Raw genomic sequence first — 25,683 nt, forward strand, 5'->3', positions numbered from 1 at the left:
AGGTCGATCGGGACCCGATTCCCCATTCGTCGATGCGCTGTTAACCGTTTGTTGAGATCCGGTTGGGCGGAACCTAGAAATGCCTTCCTACGGTCTTCGACGTGCCAGTAAGTGCAACGAAGGCCCTGCGAGTAGCCGTTCTCGCGGATTCCGACACCCGGTGGAAATGGGGCGCGCTCACCGCGAACCGCATCGCCGCCGGTGATTCCCCCGAATCGGACATCCGGCTCGACGGCTATCTCCTGCGTGGCCGCGCCACCCCCACCCCCCGTCAGCTGACGGAGGTCGGCGTCCGCGCCGACTCGCTCCGTGAGGTGACGGCCGTCGAGTTCCTGCGCGCCATGGGCGAGGAGACCGCGGGCGAGGACCCCTACGACGTCCTCGTGCTCGCCCTCGTCGGCGGCGGTGTGCAGGCGATGCTGCACGGGCTCGGGCGGGCCTGGAACGGCCGCACCCGGCGCCCCGTCGTCGTCACCGGCTACGTCGGCGTCGTCTACGAGAAGCTCGCCGACGGCCTGCTCCTGCGGCACGGGGCCGACCTGGTGCTCGCCAACTCCCGCCAGGACGCGGACCGTTTCCGGGCCGTGTACGACGGGGTGGGCGCCGACGCCTCGGCGGTCACCGAGGTGGCCCTGCCCTTCCTCGGCGGCACCCCCTACACGGGTGCACACGAGCCCTACACCGTGGTGTTCGCCGCCCAGCCCTCCGTCCCGGAGAACCGCGGGGACCGGACGTACCTGCTCGACCGGCTCATCCAGCACGCCCGCCGGCACCCCGAGCGGGAGGTGCTGCTCAAGCTGCGCTCCAGGCCGGGCGAGCACACCACGCACCTGGAGGAGCTGCCGTACCAGAGGCTGGCGCAGAAGACCGACCTGCCGCCCAACCTCCGCCTGGTGTACGGGCACATGGGCGAGGTCCTCGACCGCACCGACCTGCTGGTGACCGTCAGCTCCACGGCCGCCCTCGAAGCGCTGCACCGCCGCATCCCCACGGTCGTCCTCACCGACCTGGGCGTGCGCGAGGTGCTCGGCAACCACCACTTCGTCGGCTCCGGCTGCCTCGCCTCCTGGGACCAGCTCGACGCCGGACACCGTCCGGCGGCCGACGAGGAGTGGGTGGCCCGGCAGGGCGTCGCCGCCGACGGCGGCTACGCCACCGCCTTCGACCAGGCCCGCGAGCGCATCGCGGAACTGCTCGGCCGGCCCGGCGGACTGCCGCCGCTGGCCCCCTACTACACACCCGCCACCGCCCCCGGCTACCTGCCCGGCATCCTCGCCCGCCATCACCTCGGTCCCGACGGCACCCCGCTGCCCGGCGCCCCGGCCGCCGACCGGGAGCCCGGAGCGGTCCGGCAGATCGTCCGGCGCGCCGCCCGCGGCGCCTACCGCCACGGCGTCCAGCGCGTGGCGCCCGTGATCCGGCGGATGGGGGAGCTGTGAGCGACCGCATCCCACGTCAAGGAGTGCAGCCCATGTCCCACGCCAACCCGGAGACGGGCCCCCGCGCATCGGTGCGCCGCGTGCTCGCGGTGATCCCCGCGCGGGGCGGCTCCAAGGGCGTGCCCGCCAAGAACCTCGCCCCGGTGGGCGGCGTACCGCTGGTGGCCCGCGCCGTGCGCGAGTGCCGCGCGGCCCGGCTGGTCACCGACGTCGTGGTCTCCACCGACGACCAGGCCATCGCCGCCGCCGCCCGCGAGGCCGGCGCCGAGGTGGTGCTGCGCCCGGCCGCCATCGCCGGCGACACCGCCACCTCCGAGGCCGCCGTCCTGCACGCCCTGGACGCCCACGAGACGCTGCACGGCTCCCCGGTCGACGCGGTCCTGCTCGTGCAGTGCACCAGCCCCTTCCTCCTGCGCGAGGACGTCGACGGGGTGGCCGCGGCGGTCGTCGAGAACGGCGCCGACACCGCGGTGACCGTCGCGCCCTTCCACGGCTTCGTCTGGCGGGACGCGGCCGACGACCCGGCGGTCGGCGGGACGCGCTCCGCGGCGGCCGTCGGCGGTGCGGTGACCCTCGCCAACTCCACGCAGACCGAGGGTGGTTACGGCGTCAACCACGACAAGTCCTTCCGCCCGCGCCGCCAGGACCGCCCCCAGGACCTGCTGGAGACCGGCGCCGCCTACGCGATGGACGCGGCCGGTTTCCGCGAGCACCGGCACCGCTTCTTCGGCCGCACCGAACTGGTGCGCACCGACCCCGCCCGCGTGCTGGAGGTCGACGACCCGCACGACCTCGCGCGCGCCCGCGCCCTGGCCCCGCTCTTCGACGCGGACAGGCCCGGCGCCCTCCCCACCTACGACGACATCGACGCCGTAGTCCTCGACTTCGACGGCACCCAGACCGACGACCGGGTGCTGATCGACTCCGACGGACGCGAGTTCGTCTCCGTGCACCGCGGGGACGGACTCGGCATCGCGGCCCTGCGGCGCAGCGGCCTGACGATGCTGATCCTGTCCACGGAGCAGAACCCTGTGGTCGCCGCCCGCGCCCGGAAGCTGAAGCTCCCGGTCCTGCACGGCATCGACCGCAAGGACCTCGCACTGAAGCAGTGGTGCGAGGAGCAGGGCATCGCGCCGGAGCGCGTGCTCTACGTCGGCAACGACGTCAATGACCTCCCGTGCTTCGCCCTCGTCGGCTGGCCCGTGGCGGTCGCGAGCGCCCACGACGTCGTGCGCGGCGCCGCACGCGCGGTCACCACCGTCCCCGGCGGTGACGGCGCGATCCGAGAGATCGCCAGCTGGATCCTCGGCCCCTCTCTCGACTCCCTCACCAAGTAAGGACATCTCACGCCATGAGCACCAACTCCCGCATCCGCAGCTTCGGTTCGCGCGAGGCCGGCCCCGGCCGCCCCGTCTACGTCTGCGGCGAGATCGGCATCAACCACAACGGTGAGCTGGAGAACGCCTTCAAGCTCATCGACGTGGCCGCCGAGGCCGGCTGCGACGCCGTGAAGTTCCAGAAGCGCACCCCGGAGATCTGCACCCCCCGCGACCAGTGGGACATCGAGCGCGACACCCCCTGGGGCCGGATGACCTACATCGACTACCGCCACCGGGTGGAGTTCGGCGAGGACGAGTACCGCCAGATCGACGCCTACTGCAAGGAGAAGGGCATCGCCTGGTTCGCCTCCCCGTGGGACACCGAGGCCGTCGCCTTCCTGGAGAAGTTCGACGTCCCCGCCCACAAGGTGGCCTCCGCCTCCCTCACGGACGACGAGCTGCTGCGCGCCCTGCGCGCCACCAACCGCACGGTCATCCTCTCCACCGGCATGTCGACCCCGAAGCAGATCCGCCACGCGGTCGAGGTCCTCGGCAGCGACAACATCCTCATGTGCCACGCCACCTCGACCTACCCGGCCAAGGCCGACGAGCTGAACCTGCGCGTGATCAACACGCTGCAGCAGGAGTACCCGAACGTCCCGATCGGCTACTCCGGCCACGAGACCGGCCTGCAGACCACGCTGGCCGCCGTCGCCCTCGGCGCCACCTTCGTCGAGCGCCACATCACCCTGGACCGCGCGATGTGGGGTTCGGACCAGGCCGCCTCTGTGGAGCCGCAGGGCCTGCAGCGCCTGGTGCGCGACATCCGCACCATCGAGGCCTCGCTGGGCGACGGCGTGAAGAAGGTCTACGAGTCCGAGCTCGGCCCGATGAAGAAGCTCCGCCGTGTCCCCGGCGTCGTCGCCGAGGCGGAGATCGCCGCGGCGGCGGGCGAGCCGGTCGCGGTCTGAGACCGAGCACCCGCACCCCTGACGACGGGACGGTCGTACGCCGATGAGCCTCCGCGCCGGATCCGCCGGCCCCACCCCCCACGGCTCCCGCACCCTCGCCTTCGTGGAGAGCCCGGTACAACTGCTCAACGTGCTGGAGTGGGCCCACGCCCGCTCCCTCGGCGAAGGCCGCGAGGCCTTGGGCACGGGGCCCGTACCGGCCCGGGCGAGGCGCGCGGCGCACCCCGGTGCCACCGGGGCCCGCCGCGCGGCGGGTGCGGCCGGCCCGTCGGCGGCCGGCGCGGAGCTCACCCTCGTCGTCCTGTCCCCGACCGACCCCATGACCCGCGGCCAGCTGCGCCGGATGGCCGAACTGGCCCGCGACGAGGGCCACCAGGTCCGCTGGGAGGAGGCGCGGGGCGGGCCGGCGGCGCCGTTCCAGACCATCGGCGGCCTGACCCGGCTGCTGCGCCGGGCCGAGCGGATCGTGATGGGCGACCCGTTCTCCCGCTACGTGCAACTGCTCCTGACCATCACCCGGGCGCGTGACCTCGTCGTCGTCGACGACGGCACGGCGACGATGGAGTTCGTCGCCCAGCTCGCGCGCGGCGAGCGGCTGGTCCGCTGGCACCGCAAGGGCGGCCGCCCGGGCCCCCGCGACCTCCTCTTCGCGCCCGTCTCGGGCGCGGCCCGGCGCCGTCTGACGCCGAGCGCGGGCCGCCGGGTGGAGGTCTTCTCCTCGATGCCGATCGACGAGACCCCGGACGGCGTGACCGTCACGGCGAACGACTTCGCCTGGACCCGGGCCCGCTTCGGGCCGCCCCGCATCACCGCGGGCGCGGACCTGGTGGGCACCTCGCTCGTCGAGACGGGCGTGGTGGACGGCGAGCAGTACCTGAACGCGGTCCGCACCCTGGCCCGCACCCACGGCGCCACCCGCTACTTCGCCCACCGCCGCGAGAGCGCGGACAAGCTCCACCGGCTGGCGGTGGAGACCGGCCTGGAGATCGTCCGGCCCGATCTGCCGCTGGAGGTGATCGCCCGGCGTGGCCCGATCGGCCGTACGGTGCTCAGCTTTCCCTCCACCGTCGTGCACACCCTGCCCCTGGCGCTGACCGGCACGGACGTGAAGGTCGCCGTCTGCGACATCGACCCGGCCTGGCTCACCGCCACGGCGTCCCCCCGCGCCCAGGGCTTCCTGTCGGGCGTGACGGGCACCGCCCGCGACGTGCAGCGCCTGGCAGCGGTGACCACGGCCTGAACCCGCCCGCCCCCCGTCCGGCGCGCGGATGACGGACGGGACCCCCGCGCGGTGTCCGGAAAGTGAACAGACCGGCGTGGTCCCCCTGCGGCGTGGTATGCGTGGAGAGAGACAGTGGACGGGTGCGGAGTGGGTTCGCCGCCGCTCCCGGGGATTTTCCCGATCACTCGACCGAAAAGGCGGGCGAGTTTACCCATCCCAGACGATCCCCATGCGTCGAGCGGTCAGATTTTCTTCCCCTAACGGGTTGAAGTTTTGTTGATCGAGGGTCAGCCGACCGCTCCGGCGTCCTACCCTTCAGAGGGTGAAGCAACTGATGTCCCTACAGTCCGAGGCCGATCTGCCGACCGATGCCGCACTCCCCGGCGCGCTGCCCGAGGCGCTGCACGCCGAGCTCGTGGCGTTCCGCCGCGACCTGCACATGCACCCGGAGCTCGGCAACCAGGAGTTCCGTACCACCGCCGCGATCAAGGCACGGCTGGAGAAGGCGGGGCTCACGCCACGGGTGCTCACCGGCGGGACCGGGCTCGTCTGCGACATCGGTGTGGACACATGGGACGGCGGGCCGGACATCCTCGCCCTGCGGGCCGACATCGACGCCCTGCCCATCCCGGACACCAAGAGCGAGTGCCCCTACCGCTCCACCGTGCCCGACCGCGCCCACGCCTGCGGACACGACGTGCACACCAGCGTCGTGCTGGGCGCCGGGCTGGTGCTGGCCGACCTGCACCGGCAGGGGCGGCTGCCCCGGCCCGTGCGGCTGATCTTCCAGCCCGCCGAGGAGGTGCTGCCCGGCGGCGCCGGCGAGGTGATCAAGTTCGGCGCGCTCAACGGGGTGGCGCGGATCCTCGCCGTGCACTGCGACCCCCGGGTGGACGCCGGCAGGGTCGGTCTGCGCCACGGGCCCATCACCTCCGCCTGCGACCGCCTGGAGGTCTCCCTCGACGGCCCCGGCGGGCACACCGCCCGGCCGCACCTCACCACGGACCTGGTCACCGCCGCCGCGCGCGTCGTCACCGACGTGCCCGCCCTGGTCGGCCGGCGGGTCGACACCCGGGCCGGGCTCGCCTTGACCTGGGGACGGATCGAGTCCGGCCACGCCCCGAACGTCATCCCGCAGCACGCCGAGCTCGCCGGGACCGTGCGCTGCCTGGACATCGCGGCCTGGCGGCAGGCGCCCGACATCGTGGTCGCCGCCATCGACGAGGTCGCCAACCTGCACGGCGCCAAGTCGGAGATCACCTACGTCCGCGGGGTGCCGCCGGTGGTCAACGACCCCGGCGTGACCGAACTGCTCCGGGACGCCATGACGGCCCGGCGGGGCGCCGACTCGGTGGAGGGCACCGAGCAGAGCCTCGGCGGCGAGGACTTCTCCTGGTACCTGGAGCACGTGCCCGGCGCCATGGCCCGGCTCGGGGTGCGCACCCCGGGCGAGCGGACCGTGCGTGATCTGCACCAGGGCGACTTCGACGCGGACGAGTCCGCGATCACCGTGGGCGTGGAGCTGTTCACGGCGGCCGCCCTGCTGGATGCGGTGCCCTCAGGGGAGGCCTGAACCACGTGCGGCCGCATGAGTCGGGCCGTCCAGCGTGACACCGGACGGCCCGACTCATGCGGTGGGAGCGGAAAGCGGCTTACCGCTGCCGATCAGAGGGGTTCGTCGGTCTCGATCTTCATCTTGAGGACGGCGACGCCGCGGGGGCGTCGCCGTCAGGAAGACGAGCGCGGTGCCGGCGGTGACGCCCACACGGACCGCGGTGGATACGGCCGTGCGGAAGTTCAAGAGTTCCCCGCTTGAGTGATCCAAAATGATCGGCCTTGGTCAGCGGCCGAAGATCGTCGGGATCAAGTCAGCCAAGGGGTAGGCGGGTTGCAAGATTTTTCGATCATGGATCGCCCTCGCCTGCCTGACGTGAGGCGCCGCCGGGCAGCGTCCGCGATCACTGCGTGAGAAGCTGCCGCCCGGCGCTTCCGGGTGGGGGAAGCTGGGCCCAGCCCGAGAGCGGTGGCCTCGGTGAGAGTCGCTCCGTGGTCCGGCGCAACACCCTCGTGAGCCATTCGTGCACGGTCCGCGACGACGGCCCGAGGTGCTGAAGACTCCGAGTTCACGCAGTGTTTGCCTCGAATCGATAACGGCCTTGTGAAGGGTGTTTTTCTGACATCTACGCGCGTTACGATGCCGCGAAGCCGATGCCGCCGGAGCGCTCGGCCCGAGTGCCGACACGGCGCTCACATCAAGCGCCGACATGGCGCTCAGGTCAGGTGAAGGAGCCTTCCCGTGCGCCGGGTAGCCAAGCTTTCCGCTGCGTGTCTCGCCACCGCAGCTCTCGCACTTTCTGCCACCGCCTGTGGCAGCACCTCCTCCGACAACGACAAGTCGTCGTCCTCCTCCGGTGACGGCAAGGGCGTCAAGATCGGTCTCGCCTTCGACGTCGGCGGCCGTGGTGACCGCTCCTTCAACGACTCCGCCGCGCGCGGTGCCGACAAGGCGAAGAAGGAGTTCGGCGGCGAGATCAAGGAACTGACCGCGAAGACCTCGGACACCGAGGCCGACCGCGAGCAGCGCCTGTCGGACATGGCCGAGGCCGGGTACAGCCCGATCATCGGTGTCGGTTACGCGTACGCCGCCTCGATGGCCAAGGTCGCGGCGAAGTACCCGGAGACCAGCTTCGGCATCGTCGACTCGGTGGTGGACGCCAAGAACGTCGACAGCATCACCTTCACCGAGGAGCAGGGCTCCTACCTGGCCGGTGTCGCCGCCGCGCTGAAGACGAAGAAGGACCACGTCGGCTTCATCGGCGGCGTCGACGTCCCGCTGATCAAGAAGTTCGAGGCGGGTTACGTCCAGGGCGTCAAGGACACCAACTCCAAGATCAAGGTCGACACCCAGTACCTGAGCCACGGTTCGGACACCTCCGGCTTCGCCAGCCCCGACAAGGGCAAGGAGGCCGCGCAGGGCATGCTCGACAACGGCGCGGACGTCGTCTACTCGGCGGCCGGCTCCTCCGGCAACGGCGCGATAGAGGCCGTCAACGGCGTCAAGGGCGCCTGGGCCATCGGCGTGGACTCCGACCAGTACAACATCCCTGGTCTGGCCAAGTACAAGAACTCGATCCTGACCTCGATGGTCAAGAACGTCGACGTCGGTGTCTACGACTTCGTCAAGTCCGTCCACGACGGCAAGCCGCTGACCGGCACCAACAGCTACTCGCTCGCCAAGGGCGGCGTCTCGCTGGCCACCAGCGGTGGCTTCATCGACGACATCCAGGCCAAGCTGGACGCTGCCAAGAAGAAGATCGTCGACGGCTCCATCAAGGTCAAGACCACCCCGTGACCTGACGGGTCCGCTCGGACCTCGGGCTCGGCGGGGGGCGCCTTCCGCACCCCCCGCCGAGCCATAACAATGCATCAACTCTACGCGCGTAGTGCTGAGTTGTCGCGCTAGCGTCGCCGACGCCTGCCCTCCCCCTTGCAGCCCCTTCCCCCGAGGAGAGTGCGCCATCAACGCGTCCAGCCCTCCCGCTGCCGTCGAACTGCGCGGCATCACCAAGCGTTTCCCCGGCGTCGTCGCCAACCGCGACATCGACATCACGGTCCGCACGGGCACCGTGCACGCCCTCTGCGGTGAGAACGGTGCCGGCAAGTCCACCCTGATGAAGATCCTCTACGGCATGCAGCAGCCGGACGAGGGCACCATCACCGTGGGCGGCGAACAGGTCACCTTCCACAACCCCGGCGACGCCATCGCCCGCGGCATCGGCATGGTGCACCAGCACTTCATGCTCGCGGACAACCTCACCGTCCTCGAGAATGTCGTCCTCGGCGCGGAGAAGCTGTACGGCATCGGCGGCAAGGCGCGTGCGAAGATCAAGGAGATCTCCGACGCGTACGGCCTGGGCGTCCGGCCCGACGTCCTGGTCGAGGCGCTCGGCGTCGCCGATCGCCAGCGCGTGGAGATCCTCAAGGTCCTCTACCGCGGCGCCCGGACCCTCATCCTGGACGAGCCGACCGCCGTGCTCGTGCCGCAGGAGGTCGACGCCCTGTTCGACAACCTCCGCGAGCTCAAGGCCGAGGGCCTCACCGTCATCTTCATCTCCCACAAGCTGGGCGAGGTGCTGTCGGTCGCCGACGAGATCACCGTCATCCGGCGCGGCACCACCGTCGGCACGGTGGAGCCGCGCACCACCACCCCCAGGCAGCTCGCCGAGCTGATGGTCGGCAGCGAACTGCCCACGCCGGAGACCGGGGAATCCACCGTCACGGACGTCCCGATGCTCAGGGTGGACGGGCTGCACCTGGCGCAGAAGGACCTCGACGGCGTCGAGCGCATCGTCCTCGACGAGATCTCCTTCACCATCCACAAGGGCGAGGTCCTCGGCATCGCCGGTGTGGAGGGCAACGGCCAGTCCGAGCTCGTGGAAGCGATCATGGGCATGCGCGCCCCGGACGCCGGCGTCGTCACGCTCGACGGCGACGACATCTCCCACACCCCCACCCGCCGCCGCCGCGAGGCCGGCGTGGGCTACATCCCCGAGGACCGCCACCGCCACGGCCTCCTCCTCGAGGCGCCGCTGTGGGAGAACCGCATCCTCGGCCATGTCACCGAGCGCCCCAACTCGCGCGGCGGACTGCTCGACATCAAGGCCGCCCGCGCCGACACCGAGCGCATCATCGAGGCCTACGACGTCCGCACGCCCGGCATCGAGGTGACCGCCGCCTCGCTGTCCGGCGGCAACCAGCAGAAGCTGATCGTCGGCCGCGAGATGAGCCACTCGCCGAAACTGCTCATAGCCGCCCACCCCACCCGCGGCGTGGACGTCGGCGCCCAGGCGGCGATCTGGGACCACATTCGCGAGGCCCGCCGCGAGGGCCTGGCCGTGCTGCTGATCTCCGCCGACCTGGACGAGCTCATCGGGCTCTCCGACACCCTGCGGGTGATGTACCGGGGCCGTCTGGTCGCCGACGCCGACCCCGCCACCATCACCCCCGAGGAGCTGGGCTCCGCCATGACGGGTGCTGCCTCCGGCCGCCTGGAGCACGCAGAGGACGACGCGCGATGAACAAGCTGACCTCACGGATCGACAAGGAGCGGCTGCTCCTCGGGATCGCGGCGCCGCTGCTGGCGATCGTCGCCGCGCTGGTCGTCACCACCCTGGTGATCCTCGCCACCGGCAAGAACCCGGGCGACGCCTTCAGCGACATGGTGACCTACGGCTTCGCCAGCGACAGCCAGGTCTACATCCTGAACAAGGCGACGACCTACTACCTCGCGGGTGTCGCGGTGGCCATCGGCTTCCGCATGAACCTGTTCAACATCGGCGTAGACGGCCAGTACCGGCTCGCCGCGTTCATCGCGGCCGTCCTCGGCGGCGCGCTGACCGTGCCGGGCTGGATCGCCATCCCCCTGATCATCGTCTGCGCGATGGCGACCGGCGCCCTGTGGGCGGCCATCGCCGGCGTGCTGAAGGTGACCCGCGGCGTCAGCGAGGTCATCTCGACGATCATGCTGAACTCGATCGCCACCGCGATCATCGCCTACCTGCTGCAGCCCGGGAAGCTCGGTCAGCTCGACCAGGCGGGCACCCTCGTCTCCACCAAGCCGCTGCCGTCGTCCTCGTACTTCTTCAGCATCGACACCGGCCCGGCCGGCGTCCTGTGGGGCTTCATCGTCATCGCCGTGGTCGTCGGCATCGGCTACTGGTTCGTGCTCGGCCGCACCCGGTTCGGCTTCGACCTGCGCACCGTCGGCCAGTCCGACACCGCCGCCGCCGCGAGCGGCGTCGGGGTGAAGAAGATGGTCGCCACCAGCATGATCATCTCGGGTGCGGTGGCCGGTCTGATCGGCATGCCGACCCTGCTCAACGACAGCCACCAGTTCAGCAACGACTTCCCGGCGGGCATCGGCTTCACCGGCATCGCCATCGCGCTGCTCGGCCGCAACAGCCCGATCGGCATCGCGCTCGGCGCCCTCCTGTGGGGCTTCCTGGAGCGCACCACCAACCACCTGGAGTTCCAGGGCTACGACAAGGAGATCCTCGGCGTCATCCAGGGCGTCATCGTCCTGTGCGTCGTGATCGCCTACGAGGTCGTCCGCCGCTACGGCCTCAAGCGCCAGCAGCAGCGGGTCGGCGCCGAACTCGCCGCGCAGGCCGCGGCCCCGATGAAGAAGCAGGAGGTGGCGTGATGACTGCCACGATGACCGACGCGCCGCCGCCCGCGGCGCCCAAGGCGGACACCCGAGCCCGCAAGGGCCGCTCCACCGGCCAGCTCCTCATACTGGCCGCGGGCGCGCTCATGCTCGTGGCCGCGGTCCGCGTCGTCACCGGCGCCGACCAGCTCGATTCCGCCGGACAGGTCGGGGCCGCGCTGGGCCTGGCCGTGCCCATCGGCCTCGCCGGTCTGGCCGGCCTGTGGTCCGAGCGGGCCGGTGTGGTCAACATCGGTCTCGAGGGCATGATGATCCTCGGCACCTTCGGCGCCGGCTGGATCGGCTGGCAGACCAACCCCTGGCTGGGCCTGCTGTGCGGCATCGGCTTCGGTGTCCTCGGCGGTCTGGTGCACGCCGTCGCCACCATCACGTTCGGCGTCGACCACATCGTCTCCGGTGTCGCGGTGAACCTGCTGGCGCTCGGCGCCACCCAGTACCTCGCTAAGCTGTTCTTCGCCGAGGGCAAACCGGCGGACGCGGGCGGCAACCCCAAGCAGTCCCCGCCCGTGGACTCCCTGCCCCACGTCACCGTGCCCGGCCTCTCGGACGCCCTGCAGTCGGTCGAGAAGCACCACTGGTTCCTGATCTCCGACCTCGCGGGCATCCTCGGCGGTCTGATCACCGGCCTGTCCGTCGTGACGATCCTCGCCGTGCTGCTGTTCGTCGCCAGCTGGTGGCTGCTGTGGCGCACCCCGTTCGGGCTGCGGCTGCGCTCCTGCGGTGAGAACCCGATCGCCGCGGAGTCGCTCGGCGTCAACGTCTTCCAGTACAAGTACGTCGCCGTGGCCGTCTCCGGCGGCCTCGCCGGACTCGGCGGCGCCTTCCTCGCCCTGGTCACCTCGCACACCTACCTGGAGGGCCAGACCGGCGGGCGCGGTTACATCGGCCTCGCGGCGATGATCTTCGGCAACTGGCGTCCCGGCGGAGTGGCCATGGGCGCCGCCCTGTTCGGATACTCCGACGCGCTTCAGCTGCGCAACGGCGGTACGACCGTGCACGCGCTGCTGCTCCTGCTGGTCGTCCTGCTCGTGGTCCTCGCCGGCTGGAAGCTGTACCGCACCGCCCTGTGGCAGGGTGCCATCAGTCTGCTGGTGGGCGGCCTCGTCCTGGTGTGGTACCTGTTCACCGACGAGGTCCCCAGCGACTTCGTGGGTGCCACCCCCTACGTCGTCACGCTGCTCGTGCTCTCGCTGTCCGCCCAGCGGCTGAGGATGCCCAAGGCGGACGGCATGCGCTATCGGAAGGGGCAGGGCAAGTGACCGCGGACGCGGCCTTCGACTGGGCGGCCCTGCGCGAGGAGGCGCGCGCGGCGATGTCCCGCGCGTACGCCCCCTACTCGGGCTACCCGGTCGGCGTCGCGGCCCTGGTCGACGACGGGCGCGTCGTCACCGGCTGCAACGTCGAGAACGCCTCGTACGGGCTCGGTCTGTGCGCCGAGTGCGGGCTCGTGTCGCAGCTGCAGAACAGCGGGGGCGGCCGGCTGACCCACTTCACCTGCGTGGACGGCGACGGCGAGATCCTCGTGCCGTGCGGCCGCTGCCGCCAGCTGCTCTACGAGTTCGGCGGGCCGAACCTGCTGCTGGAGACCCCGGCGGGGGTCCTGCCGCTGTCGGAGATGCTGCCGCAGGCCTTCGGCCCGGACCATCTCACCAAGTAACTCCCGTGCGGCCCCTCTGAGTCGATCGTCCTGGCTCAGGGGGGCCGCGCACCTTCGCAACCCCGGAAGGAACGCCATGGCCATGGACGCCATCTCCGTCATCCGCACCAAGCGGGACCGCGGCGAGCTCAGCGACGAGCAGATCGACTGGGTCATCGACGCGTACACCCGCGGGGAGGTCGCCGACGAGCAGATGTCCGCGCTCGCGATGGCCATCCTGCTCAACGGCATGGACCGCCGGGAGATCGCCCGCTGGACCGCCGCGATGATCGCCTCCGGCGAGCGCATGGACTTCTCCTCCCTGTCCCGGCCGACGGCGGACAAGCACTCCACGGGCGGCGTGGGCGACAAGATCACGCTGCCCCTGGCCCCGCTGGTCGCGGCCTGCGGCGCGGCCGTCCCCCAGCTCTCCGGCCGGGGCCTCGGCCACACCGGCGGCACGCTGGACAAGCTGGAGTCGATCCCGGGCTGGCGGGCGCTGCTGTCGAACGAGGAGATGCTGTCCGTGCTGGACGGCGTCGGCGCGGTGATCTGCGCGGCCGGCGACGGGCTGGCCCCGGCGGACAAGAAGCTGTACGCGCTGCGCGACGTGACCGGCACGGTCGAGGCCATCCCGCTGATCGCCTCGTCCATCATGTCCAAGAAGATCGCGGAGGGCACCGGCTCGCTGGTCCTGGACGTGAAGGTGGGCACGGGCGCCTTCATGAAGACCCTCGAGGACGCGCGCGAACTGGCCTCCACGATGGTCGGCCTGGGCACGGACCACGGGGTGCGGACGGTCGCGCTCCTCACCGACATGTCCACCCCGCTCGGCCTGACCGCGGGCAACGCGCTGGAGGTCCGCGAGTCGGTCGAGGTCCTCGCGGGCGGCGGCCCGGCGGACGTGGTCGAGCTGACGCTCGCGCTGGCCCGCGAGATGCTCGACGCGGCCGGCCTGAAGGACGCCGACCCGGCCAAGGCCCTCGCCGACGGCTCCGCGATGGACGTCTGGCGCCGCATGATCGCGGCCCAGGGCGGCGACCCGGACGCCCCGCTGCCGACGTCGCGCGAACAGCACGTGATCACGGCCCCGGCATCCGGTGTCCTCACCCGCCTGGACGCCTACGACATCGGCGTCGCCGCCTGGCGCCTGGGCGCCGGACGCGCCCGCAAGGAGGACCCGGTGCAGGCGGGCGCGGGCGTCGAGATGCACGCCAAGCCCGGCGACCCGGTCACCGAGGGCCAGCCCCTGCTGACCCTCCACACGGACACCCCGGAGCGCTTCGCGTACGCGCTGGAGGCGGTGACGGGGTCCTACGACATCGCCGCCCCCGGCACGGACTTCACCGCCTCGCCGGTGGTCCTGGAACGTATCGCCTGACCAGGCGTTTCTTCCTTCGGGTGAACGGGATCGGCGGACCTGCGCCGGTCCCGTTCGCCATGTTCGACGACTTCACGGCCCCTCACCCCAGCAGAGCCGCCACCAGCACCAGGACCGGCACCGACAGGATCGTCGACAGCAGGATCGCCTCGCGGGCCAGGGACTCGCCGACGCGGTAGCGGCTCGCGTAGGTGAACAGGTTCTGGGCGGCGGGCAGGGACGAGGTGACCACCACGTCCAGGAGCGGGGCGCCGTGCAGGCCGAAGACTCCCGAGGCCAGCGCCCAGGCCGCCAGCGGCTGGCCCGCCGACTTCAGGGCGACGGAGAGCAGGACCAGGTGGCGGTCGTCTCCCCGGCCGGGGGCGGCGCTGCCGCGCAGGGAGATGCCGTAGGCCAGCAGGACCGCGGGGACGGACATGTTCCCGATCAGGGTCAGGGGGGCCATCACCGGGCCCGGCACCGTCCAGCCGGTCGCCGACACCAGCACTCCGGTCAGCGAGCCGACCGCGATCGGGTTGCGCAACGGGGTGAGCAGCCGCCGCCACAGCGGGCCCTTCTCGCCCCTGCCGGACAGGTCCAGGACCGTCAGCGCGAGGGGCGTGACCATGATCTGCTGGAACAGCAGCACCGGGGCCACCAGGGACGCGTCCCCCAGGACGTACACGGCGATCGGGATGCCGAGGTTGCCCGAGTTGACGTAACTGGAGCACAGGGCGCCGATCGTGGTGCGGCCCACGCCCCAGCCCCGTACCGTCCCCACCGCCACGAAGACGCCCGCGACGGCCGCCGTGCTCATCGCCGTGACCAGCAGCCGGCTGGAGAAGATCACCGACAGGTCGGCCCGGGCCAGCGTGGTGAACAGCAGGGCCGGGGACGCCACACTGAAGGCCAGTTTGGTGAGGACCTCACGGGCGTGCGGGCCCAGGGAACCGCGCCGCCCGATCACATAGCCGGCGCCGATGACGACGGCGATGACCGCGAACCCGCTCAGCACCCCCCGCACACGGCCCCCTTCACGGTCGAAAGGCCCGCGGATATCCAGGTCGGAGCAGATACGTGGCCCATCCGGCAAACCCTCCGGGGCGGGAGGGCGGCAGGTCAATGTGATCTTCGCCGGCCCCGGCCGCGGCGGGCACCGATGAGTCGCGCCCGCCGCGGACGTCTACCGATCGTGGACGCCACGACACCGCCCGTACTCGTGCTCGCCGGACCCGTCACCCGTACCGAGGTGGCGGGTCTGTGCGAGGAGGTGCGGGCGCTGCTGGCCGCCGGGGGATCCGGGCTCGTCGTGTGCGACGTGGGCGGGCTCGGGCCGCCGGGGCTCGGCGTGGTCGACCTGCTGGCCCGGCTGGAGCTCGCCGCCCGGCGGGCCGGGGGCCGGATCCGGCTGCGCGACCCCGACCCCGCGCTACCCGCCCTGCTCGACCTGCTCGGACTCCGCTTCGAGCTGGAGGGGCAGCCCGAACAGCGGGAACCAGCGCGGGGTGTCGAGGAAGCAGTGGAACCCCGTGATCCGGCCCTCTGACACCTCCAGCACCTGCACGGCCCACGGCCTGAAGCCGCCCTTGTCGGGGTCCGGCTTGTAGTGGGCGAAGCCGGGCAGTCCGTTGGCCCGCACGGGCAGCAGACGGGAGCCCGCGCAGGAGGCGCCGAGCGTCGTCATGAAGCCGGTGATGTCCGCCGGGCCGGTCAGCCACAGGTCGAACGGCGGCATCGTCATGACGGCGTCCTCGTGCAGCAGTGCCGTCAGCGCCGTCATGTCGTACCCCTCGAACGCCTTCACATAGCGCTCCAGCAGCTTCTGCTGCTCCTCGTCCAGCGGGTCCGAGACGGCCGCCTCGGCGCCCCGGTCGGCCCGCTCGGCGAGGGTGGCACGCGCCCGCTGCAGGGCGCTGTTGACCGAGGCGACCGTGGTGCCGAGCAGCTCGGCCACCTCGCTCGCCCGCCAGGCCAGCACCTCGCGCAGGATCAGCACGGCGCGCTGCTTGGGCGGGAGCTGCTGCAGGGCGGCCATGAAGGCGAGCCGCACCGACTCCTTGGCGACGGCCGCCTCCGCCGGGTCCTCCACCGCGGGCAGGACGCGGGCGTCCGGCATCGGCTCCAGCCAGGTGCTGTCCGGGCGGGGCGCGAGGGCGGCCCGCGCCAGCGGCGTCGACTCCGTCAGGTCCATGGGCCGGGCCCGCTTGCCGCCCGCCGTCAGCATGTCCAGGCAGACGTTGGTCGCGATGCGGTAGAGCCAGGAGCGGAGGCTGGAGCGGCCCTCGAACCGGTCGTGGCTCCGCCAGGCACGCACCAGGGTGTCCTGGACCGCGTCCTCGGCCTCGAAGGACGAGCCGAGCATCCGGTAGCAGTACCCGGTCAGCTCGACCCGGTACTTCTCCAGCCGCGCGTCGAGGTCCGTCGTCGCCGTGCCGTCGCTCATCGTCCACCCGCCCCTGTGGCCGTCCCGGCCGGTGCGCGTTGTCGCGCCCGGCACCTCGGAAGCTACCGCAGGCCACTGACAACGGCTCCCCGAGCGCACAGCCGACCACTTCGGTCCGTTTCCCGCACGGCCGTGACCGACTCGCTCAGTGGGCCGGGACCGCCTCCCGCCCGGCGGCCGTCCGCGCGGCCCGCGAGCCGAGCACCGTGATGGCCACCACGCCCAGCACCGCCAGCAGGCCGACGCCGACCGTGCCGGACCAGCCCCGGGCGTGGAAGGCGAGGGCGCCGAGGGTGCTGCCGGCGCTGGAACCGACGTAGTACGCGGACTGGTAGAGGGCGGAGGCCTGCGCGCGGCCGTGGGCCGCCGTCCGGCTGACCGCCGAGGAGGCGACGGCGTGGCCCGCGAAGAAGCCCGCCGTGATCAGCACCAGGCCGGGCAGGACCAGGGCGATCGAGCCGGGCAGGGAGATCAGCAGACCCGCCGCCGTGGTGGCGCCCGCGAGGTAGAGGGCGCCCCTGCGGCCCAGTCGCCCCACCAGCCGGCCCGCCGTCGAGGCGGACACCGTGCCGACCAGGTACACCAGGAAGATGGAGCCGACGATGCCCTGCGGGAGCGAGAAGGGCGCCTCGGTCAGGCGGTAGCCGATCACCGTGTAGACGCCGCCGAACACCGTCATGAACAGCGCCCCGATCGCGTACAGGCGGCGCAGCAGCGGGTCGGCGAGGTGGTCGCGGACCGTGCGGGCCAGCACCCGCGGGCGCAGCGAGCCCGGGGTGAAGTGCCGCGGCGCCGGGAGCAGCAGGCGGAAGGCCACCGCGCAGGCCACCGCGACCACGCCGATCGTCCCGACGGCGGCCCGCCAGCCCCACTCCTGGGCGACCCAGCCGGTGACGACCCGGCCGCTCATGCCGCCCACGCTGTTGCCCGCGACGAACAGACCGATCGCCGTGACCAGCGCCTTGGGCCGGACCTCCTCCGCCAGGTACGCCTGCGCCGAGGCGGGCAGACCGGCCAGCGCCGCGCCCTGCAGCGCCCGCAGCACCACCAGCGCGCCGAGCGAGGGGGCGAAGGGCACCAGCAGGCCGATCGTCACCGCGACCGCAAGCGAGGCGGTCATCACCGCGCGCCGGCCGAACCGCTCCGACAGCGCGCTCATCGGCAGGACGAACAGCGCCAGCCCGCCCGTCGCGGCCGCCACGGTCCAGCTCGCCTCGCTCGCCGCCACCGCGAACTCGCCGGAGATCAGCGGCAGCAGGGCCTGGGTGGAGTACAGCAGCGCGAAGGTCGCCACGCCCGCGAGGAAGAGGGCGAGGCTCATCCGGCGGTAACCGGGACCGCCCGGGGCCATACGGGAGTCGGCGGGGGAGGGGAGGGAGGCGGTGGGAGCGGTGGAGCCGGCGGGTACGGCGGGTGCGGCGCCCACGACGGTGGACGCCCCGGTATCGGCGCAAGACATGTCCTCGACGGTAGGGAAGGGCCGCTCATCCGTCCAATGCATGGAATCGCCATAATCGTTCCCATGGTGCATCAGCAGAGGTCGCGAGCTCGCCTGTCACCGTCCGGTGACACAGAAGACATCGAAAAGAGCGGTGAGGAGGTCGCGCTGCTGCTCGCGCCCCGGCTCGCCCACTTCGCCGGGGTCGCCCGGACCGAGCACGTCACCCGCGCCGCTCAGGAGATGCAGGTCCCGCAGTCCACGCTCTCCCGGGCCATGGTCCGGCTGGAGGAGGACCTCGGCGTCGACCTCTTCGCCCGCCGGGGCCGGACGATCTCCCTCACCCCCGCCGGGCGCACCTTCCTCGGCCACGTCGAACGCGCCCTCGCCGAGATCGAGCGGGCCGCCGAGGAGGTGCGCGCCGACGCCGACCCGGCCACCGGCAAGGTCGCCTTCGGCTTCCTGCACACCATGGGCGCCGAGACCGTGCCCGGCCTGCTCCAGGCCTTCCGCGCCGACCATCCCCGGGTCCGCTTCAGCCTGGTCCAGAACTACGGCGAGGCCATGCTGGAGGGGCTGCGCGCGGGGGAACTGGACCTGTGCCTGACCTCCCCCGTACCGGACGCGCCGGACCTGGTCGCCCGCCGCCTGGACGAGCAGAAGCTGCGCCTGGTCGTCCCGGCCGACCACCGCCTCGCCGCCCGCCGCCGCGTGCGCCTGGCCGAGGCGGCCGACGAGACCTTCGTGACCCTGGAGCCCGGCTACGGCCTGCGCCGCATCACCGACGACCTGTGCCGCGAGGCGGGCTTCACCCCGCGCGTCGCCTTCGAGGGGGAGGAGGCGGAGACGCTGCGCGGTCTGGTCGCGGCGGGGCTCGGGGTCGCCCTCCTGCCGCCCCCGGCCGTCCCCAGGCCGGGCGTGGCCGAACTGACGGTCACCGCCCCGCGCGCGGTACGCGAGATCGGCGTGGCCTGGCGGGAGGGCCACCCGGACACGCCCCCGGTGGCCGCGTTCAAGAGGTTCCTGCTGTCCCGCCGCGGCAGCCTGCTGCCCGACTGAGACCGACCCCGGAGGGGCGCCGCCCTACCGGCGCAGGGTCTTCCCGAAGCCCGCGGCCAGCGGCATCCGCAGCCCGAGCGGCGGCGGAGCCGCCAGCGCGTCCTGCACCGGCCGCGAGAGCGGCCGCCCGAACAGGGACCCCATGACGAAGTCCGCCGTCAGGGAGAGGACTTCGTCCCGGTACTGGTGCAACCCGTGCCCGTCGGAGTGGACTTCGAACCGGCACACGTCCCGGTTCGCCTTCTTCGCCCGCGCCGCGAAGCGGAAGGACAGCTCGGGGTCGGTGCGCCCGTCGTTGGTGCCGTGCACGATCAGCACCCGGCGCCCGGCGAGCTGCTTCACCGGTTCGGGCGAGGCGGCCACGTCGTCCTCGGGCAGCCAAGGGGCGATCGCCACCACGGAGTTGACGGCCTCGTGCCCGCCCGCGTGCAGCGCCGCCCGGCCGCCCATGTCGACACCGGCCAGGCAGACGGGAACGTCGCCGTAGCGCCGTACGGCCTCGTCGGCGGCCCAGGCGGCGTCGCGGGCGAGATGGGCCTCGCTGCCGTTCCAGCCGCGGTAGCGGTAGTGCACCACGTGGGCGGCCAGGCCCTCCGCGCGTCCCGCGCGGGCCAGCCGGCGCCCCAGGGCCCGTACGGAGCCCGCCGCCAGTACCGGGGCGGGCCTGCGGCCGGAGACCGCCTGGCCGCCGGGGAGCAGCAGCACCACTCCGCTCACCGTCGCCGGCTCCGGGCCGAGCGTCCTCCCCAGCCGGGCCGTGCGAACCGGCGTCGCTTCCTGTGCCATGACAGAACATTCTCAGAAGCACCGGTGTACGCCACCCGTCCGTGCGGTCACCGTTACGTATCGACGGATGTGTACACGGAACGATCTACGCGCGTAGGAGTTAGAGTGCGGAAATGACGAGCCAGACTGCCCACCTGGGGAACACCCCGAGCTCGGACCAGATCCGCCGGGCGCCCAAGGTTCTGCTGCACGACCACCTCGACGGCGGGCTGCGTCCCGGCACCGTCGTCGACCTCGCCCGCGCGTCGGGCTACTCCCAACTCCCCGAGACCGACCCGGACAAGCTCGGCCTGTGGTTCCGTGAGGCGGCCGACTCCGGCTCCCTGGAACGGTACTTGGAGACCTTCTCGCACACCGTCGGCGTGATGCAGACCCGGGAGGCCCTCGTACGGGTCGCCCGCGAGTGCGCCGAGGACCTCGCCGAGGACGGCGTCGTCTACGCCGAGGTGCGCTACGCCCCCGAACAGCACCTCGAGGGCGGACTGAGCCTGGAGGAGGTCGTCGAGGCCGTCAACGAGGGCTTCCGGGAAGGGGAGCGGCTGGCCCGGGAGAACGGCCGCCGCATCCGCGTCGGCGCGCTGCTCACCGCGATGCGGCACGCGGCCCGCGCCCTGGAGATCGCCGAACTCGCCAACCGCTACCGCGACCGGGGAGTCGTCGGTTTCGACATCGCCGGGGCCGAGGCCGGCCACCCGCCCACCCGGCACCTCGACGCCTTCGAGTACCTGAAGCGGGAGAACAACCACTTCACCATCCACGCCGGTGAGGCCTTCGGGCTGCCGTCCATCTGGCAGGCGCTGCAGTGGTGCGGCGCCGACCGGCTCGGGCACGGGGTGCGCATCATCGACGACATCGAGGTCCACGAGGACGGCTCGGTCGAACTCGGACGGCTGGCCTCGTACGTCCGCGACAAGCGCATCCCGCTGGAGCTGTGCCCGAGCTCCAACCTCCAGACCGGCGCCGCCTCCTCCTACGCCGAGCACCCGATCGGGCTGCTGCGGCGCCTGCACTTCCGGGCCACGGTCAACACGGACAACCGGCTGATGTCGCACACCAGCATGAGCCGGGAATTCGAGCACCTTGTCGAGGCATTCGGTTACACGCTCGACGACATGCAGTGGTTCTCGGTCAATGCGATGAAATCAGCGTTCATTCCTTTCGATGAACGACTCGCGATGATCAATGACGTGATCAAGCCCGGATATGCCGAGCTGAAATCCGAATGGCTGTTTCAGCGGGCCGCGCCCACCAGCGGTTCTGCGGTGTCGGAGGGCTGATCGGGACATCATCGGTGCGGGCGGGCTTCACAACCCGTCCGCATTTCGATGTTTGCGGCGGACGGGTCGCCGTGTTTACGGTCGAGAACCGCTCAGTTCCCCGTCTTCCATTCAAGGACGCGTTTTTATGAAGCAGTCTGCCGCCAAGACCCTCGGTGTCGCCGCCCTCGGTGCCGCCTTCGCTGCCGCCGGCGCGGGCGCCGCGAACGCCGCCCCGGCCGTGCCGGACGCCGGCCAGGCGCTGGGCACCGTCAGCAAGGCGCTGCCGACGGACAACGTCGCCAGGACCCTGCCGGCCGGCCAGGCGCTGAACCAGGCCAAGCCCGCGATGCGGACGGGGCTCGCCGCCGCGCAGCCGGTCGCCCAGAGCACGCTGGAGCACGGCCCGACCAAGCCGGTCGCCGGCCTGCTCGGCGGACTGCCCGTCCAGGGCCTGCCCACCCACGGCCTGCCGGTGAACGGCCTCCCGCTGGGCTGAGCCGCACCGCCGCCGAACGCGCCGTCGGGGCGCACCCGTTGCTTCCGGGTGCGCCCCGACGGCGTTCACACGCTCGCGTGCGGGCATGCCCGCACGCGAGCGCGTGCGTTCACCAGGCCGTGTGCGCCTTGTCCTCGGAGGGGAGCAGGATCCACAGGGCGATGTAGAGCACGAACTGCGGCCCCGGCAGCAGGCAGGAGAGCAGGAAGATCACCCGCATCGTCGTAGCGGAGGTGCCGAAGCGCCGCGCCAGCGCTGCGCACACTCCGCCGATCATGCGGCCTTGGGTGGGGCGGGCGAGGGCGGTCATGTGCGGCTCCTTCGTCTGGGAGGGCTTCTGTGCCTTCCACCCTACGGAGACGAAGGGGGCAAAGCGTCGCCCCAGGGGGCGATCCCGACCCTGGGAATCGTGGGGGTACGACCCTGAGCCGGCTCCTCCGGGCGGACGGCCGTACGCTCCCGGCGCTCGGCCCCGCGACGGAGCCGCGCGCGGCCCGCGGGCACCACCGCGAGATGCGCGAGGGCCACCCCCACCGTGTTCAGCAACAGCGTGTCGACGTCCACGACCCGGCCCGGCACACCCGTCTGCAACAGGGCGATGCCCACCGAGATCAGGGCGCCCGCGGCGACGGTGCGGACCAGCGAGGCCACTAAGGAGGCGCAGAGCCTGCCGTGCGCCAGGGGAAGCAGCACCCCCAGCGGCGCGAGCAGCGCGAGCCCCTCGCCGATGCGCCGGGCCGCCTCCGGCCAGCCCAGCGCCAGATCGGCGCGGACGGTCGCGAGCGGACGGAAGTTGGCCGGCATCATCCAGGGGACGTCCAGCGGACGCAGCGTGAGCCATGCGACGAGCGCGAGGTGTGCCACAAGGAGGACACCCCCTGTCACACGGACGTGGTTCGCGGCGCTGCCGCAGACGGAGCCTTGACGCTGCACGCCCCCCAAGACGCCGCCACCGGCGTAATCGGTTCCGAGACCGTGCCCCCGGATCCGGACGGGGGCTGTGCCACAGGGGAGGCGCCGGCGGCCACGGGGGACCGGATCAGCCCGCCGTGGGCTCGCTCGACGGCGGCACGGCGGTCCCCGGCCGGGACCGGACCGCGTCGGTGCACTCGTAGCGCAGCGGCGCCCTGTTGCCCGGCCCGCCCAGGATGACCGACCCGTCGCCCTCGGCGGCCGCCGAGTCGGAGAAGGTGCAGACGATCTGGGCGAGCGCGTACGACGTCAGCTCGCTCGGCGCGGTGCTCAGGCGCAGCGCGTCCTCCGGGTCCCGGGGACCCGGACCGCCCACCGACATCCCGCCGCGCACGTCCGTCGAGTAGCCCGCGCCCTTCTCACTGGCCGACGGCGTCATGGCGAGCTGGTCGAGCAGCCCCTGGGCCACCCGCACCCGCCGCTTGGCGTCCGCCGTGCCGTCCGGCACCCGCACCGTCCGGTCGACGGTCACCAGCGACGAACCGCACAGCAGGAAGACCTGGACCGGCACCCCGCGCGAGGACTGCGTGGAGATGTCCGGCTCGCTCAGCGAGCAGGGCACGCGGGAGGGCGCGGCACCGAAGTCGGTCGGCACCTCCGTGGCCCGGATCCCGCAGCCCGTGAGCAGCGCGGCCAGCACCGCCAGCGCCGGCAGGCGGCGTACGGCCGTGCCCCGTCCGCGCGTCGTACGCGCCCTCATCGGACGCCCCCCTTCGATCCGGCGCCGTCCCCGTCGCTCCTGCCTCTGCCCCTGCCGCCGCCCTGCCCCTGCCGGCCGGCCTCCTCGGTGAGCTCCGAGGCGTCCCGCGGCAGCCGCAGCGTGAACACCGCGCCGCCCTCGGGCGAGTTGGCGGCGGTGATGTCGCCGCCGTGGATATGGGCGTTGGCCATGGCGATGGACAGGCCCAGTCCGCTGCCCTCGGAGCGCGGCCGGGAGGCGCTCGCCTTGTAGAAACGGTCGAAGACGTGCGGCAGGACGTCCTCGGGGATGCCGGGCCCGTGGTCCCGGACCGCGATGACGATCTCGTGGTCCGCCTCCCGGACCGACACCCGCACCGGGGAGCCGCCGTGCTTGAGCGCGTTGCCGATGAGGTTGGCGAGGATGACGTCCAGGCGGCGCGGGTCGAGCCGGGCGTGCAGGCCGCGCTCCGCGTCCAGCTCCACCGCGTCCAGCCACGCACGGGCGTCGATGCACGCGGTGATCTGGTCGGCGAGTTCCACGTCGTCCAGGACCAGCCGGGCGGTGCCCGCGTCGAAGCGGGTCACCTCCATCAGGTTCTCGACCAGGTCGTTCAGCCGCCGGGTCTCGCTGACCACCAGCCGCACCGCCGGCTCGATCATCGGGTCGATGCTGCCGCTACCGGACTCCAGCTCCTCTTCCAGCACCTCCGTCACGGCGGTGATGGCGGTCAGCGGGGTGCGCAGTTCGTGGGACATGTCCGCCACGAAGCGCCGGGAGGCCTCGTCGCGCCCGGCCATGTCGGCGACCCGCTTCTCCAGCGCCTCGGCCGCGTTGTTGAACGTCCTTGACAAGTCGGCGAGTTCATCGGTACCGGACACCCTCAGCCGGGTGTCCAGCTTGCCCTCGCCGAGCCGCCGCGCGGCCACGCCCAGCCGGTGCACGGGCTTCAGCACGGTCGTGGCGGCGGCCTGCGCCAGCAGCGCGGAGCCGATGAGCGCCAGCGCGGTGGCGATGCCGAGCGACCACGCCAGCGAGTTGAGGTCCTTGGCCTCCGGCTCCAGCGACTTCAGCATGTAGCCGGTCGGGCCGCCCCCGATCACCCGGGTGCCCGCCACGAGGTACGGGGTGCCGTGCTCGACGACCCGCTGCCAGTACAGGTGGTACGGCGACCGGCCCGCCGAGGAACCCGACTGCCGCTTGTTCACCGCGGTGCGCAGCGACCTCGGCACGTCCTCCAGCGAGAAGCCGCTCAGGCCGTCCGAACTGCCGTACACGGTCTTGCCGCCCGGGTCCTGCGCGACCAGCAGCACGCCGAAGCGCTGGCTGCTGCTCGCCATCTGGCCTGCGGTGTGCTGGAGTTCGTCCTGGGTGGGGTGCACCGGGAGCGCCCCCGCCCGGTTCTGCATCTCCTGCTGGAAGTCGCGCAGCACCGCGTCCTGGGCTCGGGTCAGCACGGCCTCGCGGTTGAGCCAGTACGCGATCCCGGACGCGGACACGGCGGCGGTCAGCGCCACCAGCCCGAAGACGACGACCACCCGCAGCCGCAGGCTGGTGAACCGCAGCCGCGACAGTGCTCCTCCGCGGCCCGCGGCCCAGCCGCGGACCCCCCCTTGCCGTTCGGTCACTGAGGCGCGTCCAGGCGGTAACCGACCCCGCGCACCGTGCGGATCAGCGTCGGGGACGAGGGCACGTCCTCGACCTTGGCGCGCAGCCGCTGGACGCAGGCGTCCACCAGCCGCGAGTCACCCAGGTAGTCGTGCTCCCACACCAGCCGCAGCAGCTGCTGCCGGGACAGCGCCTGTCCCGGCCGCCGGCTCAGCTCCAGCAGCAGCCGGAGCTCGGTGGGGGTGAGCTGGAGGTCCTCGCCGTTCTTCGTCACCGTCATCGCCGCCCGGTCGATGACGAGGCTGCCGAAGGCCGCCGAGTCGTTCGCCTCCCGCTCGCCGCGGCGCAGCACGGCACGGATCCGGGCGTCGAGCACCCGGCCCTGCACAGGCTTGACGACGTAGTCGTCGGCGCCGGACTCCAGGCCCACCACCACGTCGATGTCGTCGTTGCGCGCGGTCAGCAGGATGATCGGCAACTGGTCCGTGCGCCGGATGCGACGGCACACCTCGAATCCGTCGATGCCGGGCAGCATCACGTCCAGCACGATGAGGTCCGGCCGCTGCTCGCGCAGCAGCTTCAGACCGTCCTCGCCACTGGCAGCGGTGGCCACGCGGTGCCCCTGGCGCGTCAGTGAGAGCTCCAGGGCCGTCCGGATGGCGTCGTCGTCCTCGATCAGCAACAGGGAAGGCACGGGGCTCATTCTGGCCCATGCCGGGTCGGGCTAGCGACACTTGGAGCGCTCCCACCCGTCTCCCGGGCACGATCGC

24 protein-coding genes are annotated in these 25,683 nt (G+C 72.2%); 15 read left to right on the plus strand and 9 right to left on the minus strand.

Features of this window, described 5'->3' with window-relative positions; all coding sequences use genetic code 11:
• Positions 1 to 101 precede the first annotated feature (101 nt).
• The 11 genes from ACIPM1_RS03855 (at position 102) to ACIPM1_RS03905 (ending at position 14,194) form a co-directional block, all read left to right on the plus strand.
• A complete protein-coding gene (locus ACIPM1_RS03855; RefSeq protein WP_402428503.1) occupies positions 102 to 1,439 on the plus strand; it encodes a DUF6716 putative glycosyltransferase in 1,338 nt (445 codons plus the stop codon).
• Between the two features lie 32 nt (positions 1,440 to 1,471).
• Complete coding sequence (locus ACIPM1_RS03860) at positions 1,472 to 2,776, plus strand: cytidylyltransferase domain-containing protein (RefSeq protein WP_402428506.1); 1,305 nt, start codon at positions 1,472 to 1,474, stop codon at positions 2,774 to 2,776.
• 14 nt (positions 2,777 to 2,790) lie between these two features.
• A complete protein-coding gene (locus ACIPM1_RS03865; RefSeq protein ID WP_356182508.1) occupies positions 2,791 to 3,729 on the plus strand; it encodes an N-acetylneuraminate synthase family protein in 939 nt (312 codons plus the stop codon).
• 43 nt (positions 3,730 to 3,772) lie between these two features.
• Positions 3,773 to 4,969 (plus strand): hypothetical protein, encoded by a 1,197-nt coding sequence (locus tag ACIPM1_RS03870; RefSeq protein ID WP_402428509.1) that lies wholly within the window; start codon positions 3,773 to 3,775, stop codon positions 4,967 to 4,969.
• 316 nt (positions 4,970 to 5,285) lie between these two features.
• A complete protein-coding gene (locus ACIPM1_RS03875; protein WP_402428512.1) occupies positions 5,286 to 6,524 on the plus strand; it encodes a M20 family metallopeptidase in 1,239 nt (412 codons plus the stop codon).
• A gap of 723 nt (positions 6,525 to 7,247) precedes the next feature.
• The gene (locus tag ACIPM1_RS03880; protein ID WP_402428515.1) at positions 7,248 to 8,303 is read left to right on the plus strand and encodes a BMP family protein; all 1,056 of its coding nucleotides are present in this window, start codon (positions 7,248 to 7,250) and stop codon (positions 8,301 to 8,303) included.
• 199 nt (positions 8,304 to 8,502) lie between these two features.
• On the plus strand, positions 8,503 to 10,029 hold the full coding sequence (locus ACIPM1_RS03885) for an ABC transporter ATP-binding protein (protein ID WP_402429390.1): 1,527 nt from the start codon (positions 8,503 to 8,505) through the stop codon (positions 10,027 to 10,029).
• Positions 10,026 to 11,153 (plus strand): ABC transporter permease, encoded by a 1,128-nt coding sequence (locus tag ACIPM1_RS03890; RefSeq protein WP_402428517.1) that lies wholly within the window; start codon positions 10,026 to 10,028, stop codon positions 11,151 to 11,153. The genes ACIPM1_RS03885 and ACIPM1_RS03890 overlap by 4 nt, the downstream gene beginning before the upstream one ends.
• Positions 11,153 to 12,436, plus strand: coding sequence for an ABC transporter permease (locus ACIPM1_RS03895; RefSeq protein ID WP_402428520.1), 1,284 nt, complete (start codon positions 11,153 to 11,155; stop codon positions 12,434 to 12,436). The genes ACIPM1_RS03890 and ACIPM1_RS03895 overlap by 1 nt, the downstream gene beginning before the upstream one ends.
• Positions 12,433 to 12,834 (plus strand): cytidine deaminase, encoded by a 402-nt coding sequence (locus tag ACIPM1_RS03900; RefSeq protein WP_356182528.1) that lies wholly within the window; start codon positions 12,433 to 12,435, stop codon positions 12,832 to 12,834. The genes ACIPM1_RS03895 and ACIPM1_RS03900 overlap by 4 nt, the downstream gene beginning before the upstream one ends.
• A 76-nt stretch (positions 12,835 to 12,910) precedes the next feature.
• Positions 12,911 to 14,194 (plus strand): thymidine phosphorylase, encoded by a 1,284-nt coding sequence (locus tag ACIPM1_RS03905; RefSeq protein ID WP_402428524.1) that lies wholly within the window; start codon positions 12,911 to 12,913, stop codon positions 14,192 to 14,194.
• Between the two features lie 82 nt (positions 14,195 to 14,276).
• Here ACIPM1_RS03905 and ACIPM1_RS03910 read toward each other — a convergent pair whose 3' ends face one another.
• Positions 14,277 to 15,197 carry an AEC family transporter gene (locus ACIPM1_RS03910; RefSeq protein WP_402428527.1) on the minus strand — a complete coding sequence of 307 codons (921 nt, stop codon included), beginning with the start codon at positions 15,195 to 15,197 and terminating at the stop codon, positions 14,277 to 14,279.
• Positions 15,198 to 15,332: 135 nt separating this feature from the next.
• Between ACIPM1_RS03910 and ACIPM1_RS03915 the strand changes: the two genes are divergently transcribed.
• The gene (locus tag ACIPM1_RS03915; protein WP_402428530.1) at positions 15,333 to 15,719 is read left to right on the plus strand and encodes an STAS domain-containing protein; all 387 of its coding nucleotides are present in this window, start codon (positions 15,333 to 15,335) and stop codon (positions 15,717 to 15,719) included.
• Here the strand turns inward: ACIPM1_RS03915 and ACIPM1_RS03920 are convergent.
• Positions 15,603 to 16,616 (minus strand): sigma-70 family RNA polymerase sigma factor, encoded by a 1,014-nt coding sequence (locus tag ACIPM1_RS03920; protein ID WP_402428533.1) that lies wholly within the window; start codon positions 16,614 to 16,616, stop codon positions 15,603 to 15,605. The two genes, ACIPM1_RS03915 and ACIPM1_RS03920, sit on opposite strands and share 117 nt — an antisense overlap.
• A gap of 145 nt (positions 16,617 to 16,761) precedes the next feature.
• Positions 16,762 to 18,075: an MFS transporter gene (locus tag ACIPM1_RS03925; RefSeq protein ID WP_402428536.1), complete on the minus strand. Its 1,314-nt coding sequence runs from the start codon at positions 18,073 to 18,075 to the stop codon at positions 16,762 to 16,764.
• A gap of 63 nt (positions 18,076 to 18,138) precedes the next feature.
• Here ACIPM1_RS03925 and ACIPM1_RS03930 point away from each other — a divergent pair, with 63 nt between their 5' ends.
• Entirely contained in the window at positions 18,139 to 19,113 is a 975-nt protein-coding gene (locus ACIPM1_RS03930) for a LysR substrate-binding domain-containing protein (RefSeq protein ID WP_402428538.1), read from the plus strand.
• Between the two features lie 24 nt (positions 19,114 to 19,137).
• Here ACIPM1_RS03930 and ACIPM1_RS03935 read toward each other — a convergent pair whose 3' ends face one another.
• The gene (locus ACIPM1_RS03935) at positions 19,138 to 19,899 is read right to left on the minus strand and encodes an alpha/beta hydrolase (RefSeq protein WP_402428541.1); all 762 of its coding nucleotides are present in this window, start codon (positions 19,897 to 19,899) and stop codon (positions 19,138 to 19,140) included.
• A 113-nt stretch (positions 19,900 to 20,012) separates the two neighbouring features.
• Here ACIPM1_RS03935 and ACIPM1_RS03940 point away from each other — a divergent pair, with 113 nt between their 5' ends.
• Together ACIPM1_RS03940 and ACIPM1_RS03945 are read left to right on the plus strand one after the other, a co-directional pair.
• Positions 20,013 to 21,176 carry an adenosine deaminase gene (locus ACIPM1_RS03940; RefSeq protein WP_356182553.1) on the plus strand — a complete coding sequence of 388 codons (1,164 nt, stop codon included), beginning with the start codon at positions 20,013 to 20,015 and terminating at the stop codon, positions 21,174 to 21,176.
• A 127-nt stretch (positions 21,177 to 21,303) separates the two neighbouring features.
• Entirely contained in the window at positions 21,304 to 21,654 is a 351-nt protein-coding gene (locus tag ACIPM1_RS03945) for an ATP-binding protein (protein ID WP_356182556.1), read from the plus strand.
• A gap of 109 nt (positions 21,655 to 21,763) precedes the next feature.
• Here the strand turns inward: ACIPM1_RS03945 and ACIPM1_RS03950 are convergent, their stop codons facing one another.
• From ACIPM1_RS03950 to afsQ1, 5 genes are all read right to left on the minus strand, one after another.
• Positions 21,764 to 21,964, minus strand: coding sequence for a PspC domain-containing protein (locus ACIPM1_RS03950; RefSeq protein ID WP_356182559.1), 201 nt, complete (start codon positions 21,962 to 21,964; stop codon positions 21,764 to 21,766).
• A 41-nt stretch (positions 21,965 to 22,005) separates the two neighbouring features.
• Positions 22,006 to 22,587, minus strand: a complete 582-nt coding sequence (locus ACIPM1_RS03955) for a VanZ family protein (protein ID WP_402428546.1) — start codon at positions 22,585 to 22,587, stop codon at positions 22,006 to 22,008.
• Positions 22,588 to 22,693: 106 nt separating this feature from the next.
• Complete coding sequence (locus tag ACIPM1_RS03960) at positions 22,694 to 23,326, minus strand: hypothetical protein (RefSeq protein WP_402428549.1); 633 nt, start codon at positions 23,324 to 23,326, stop codon at positions 22,694 to 22,696.
• A complete protein-coding gene (locus ACIPM1_RS03965; protein WP_402428552.1) occupies positions 23,323 to 24,933 on the minus strand; it encodes an ATP-binding protein in 1,611 nt (536 codons plus the stop codon). Before ACIPM1_RS03965 ends, ACIPM1_RS03960 begins: the two co-directional genes overlap by 4 nt.
• Positions 24,930 to 25,607: a two-component system response regulator AfsQ1 gene (afsQ1, locus tag ACIPM1_RS03970; RefSeq protein ID WP_356182571.1), complete on the minus strand. Its 678-nt coding sequence runs from the start codon at positions 25,605 to 25,607 to the stop codon at positions 24,930 to 24,932. The genes ACIPM1_RS03965 and afsQ1 overlap by 4 nt, the downstream gene beginning before the upstream one ends.
• Between the last annotated feature and the right edge of the window lie 76 nt (positions 25,608 to 25,683).

This window comes from Streptomyces sp. NPDC086766, from assembly GCF_044746005.1.
Lineage (GTDB): Bacteria > Actinomycetota > Actinomycetes > Streptomycetales > Streptomycetaceae > Streptomyces.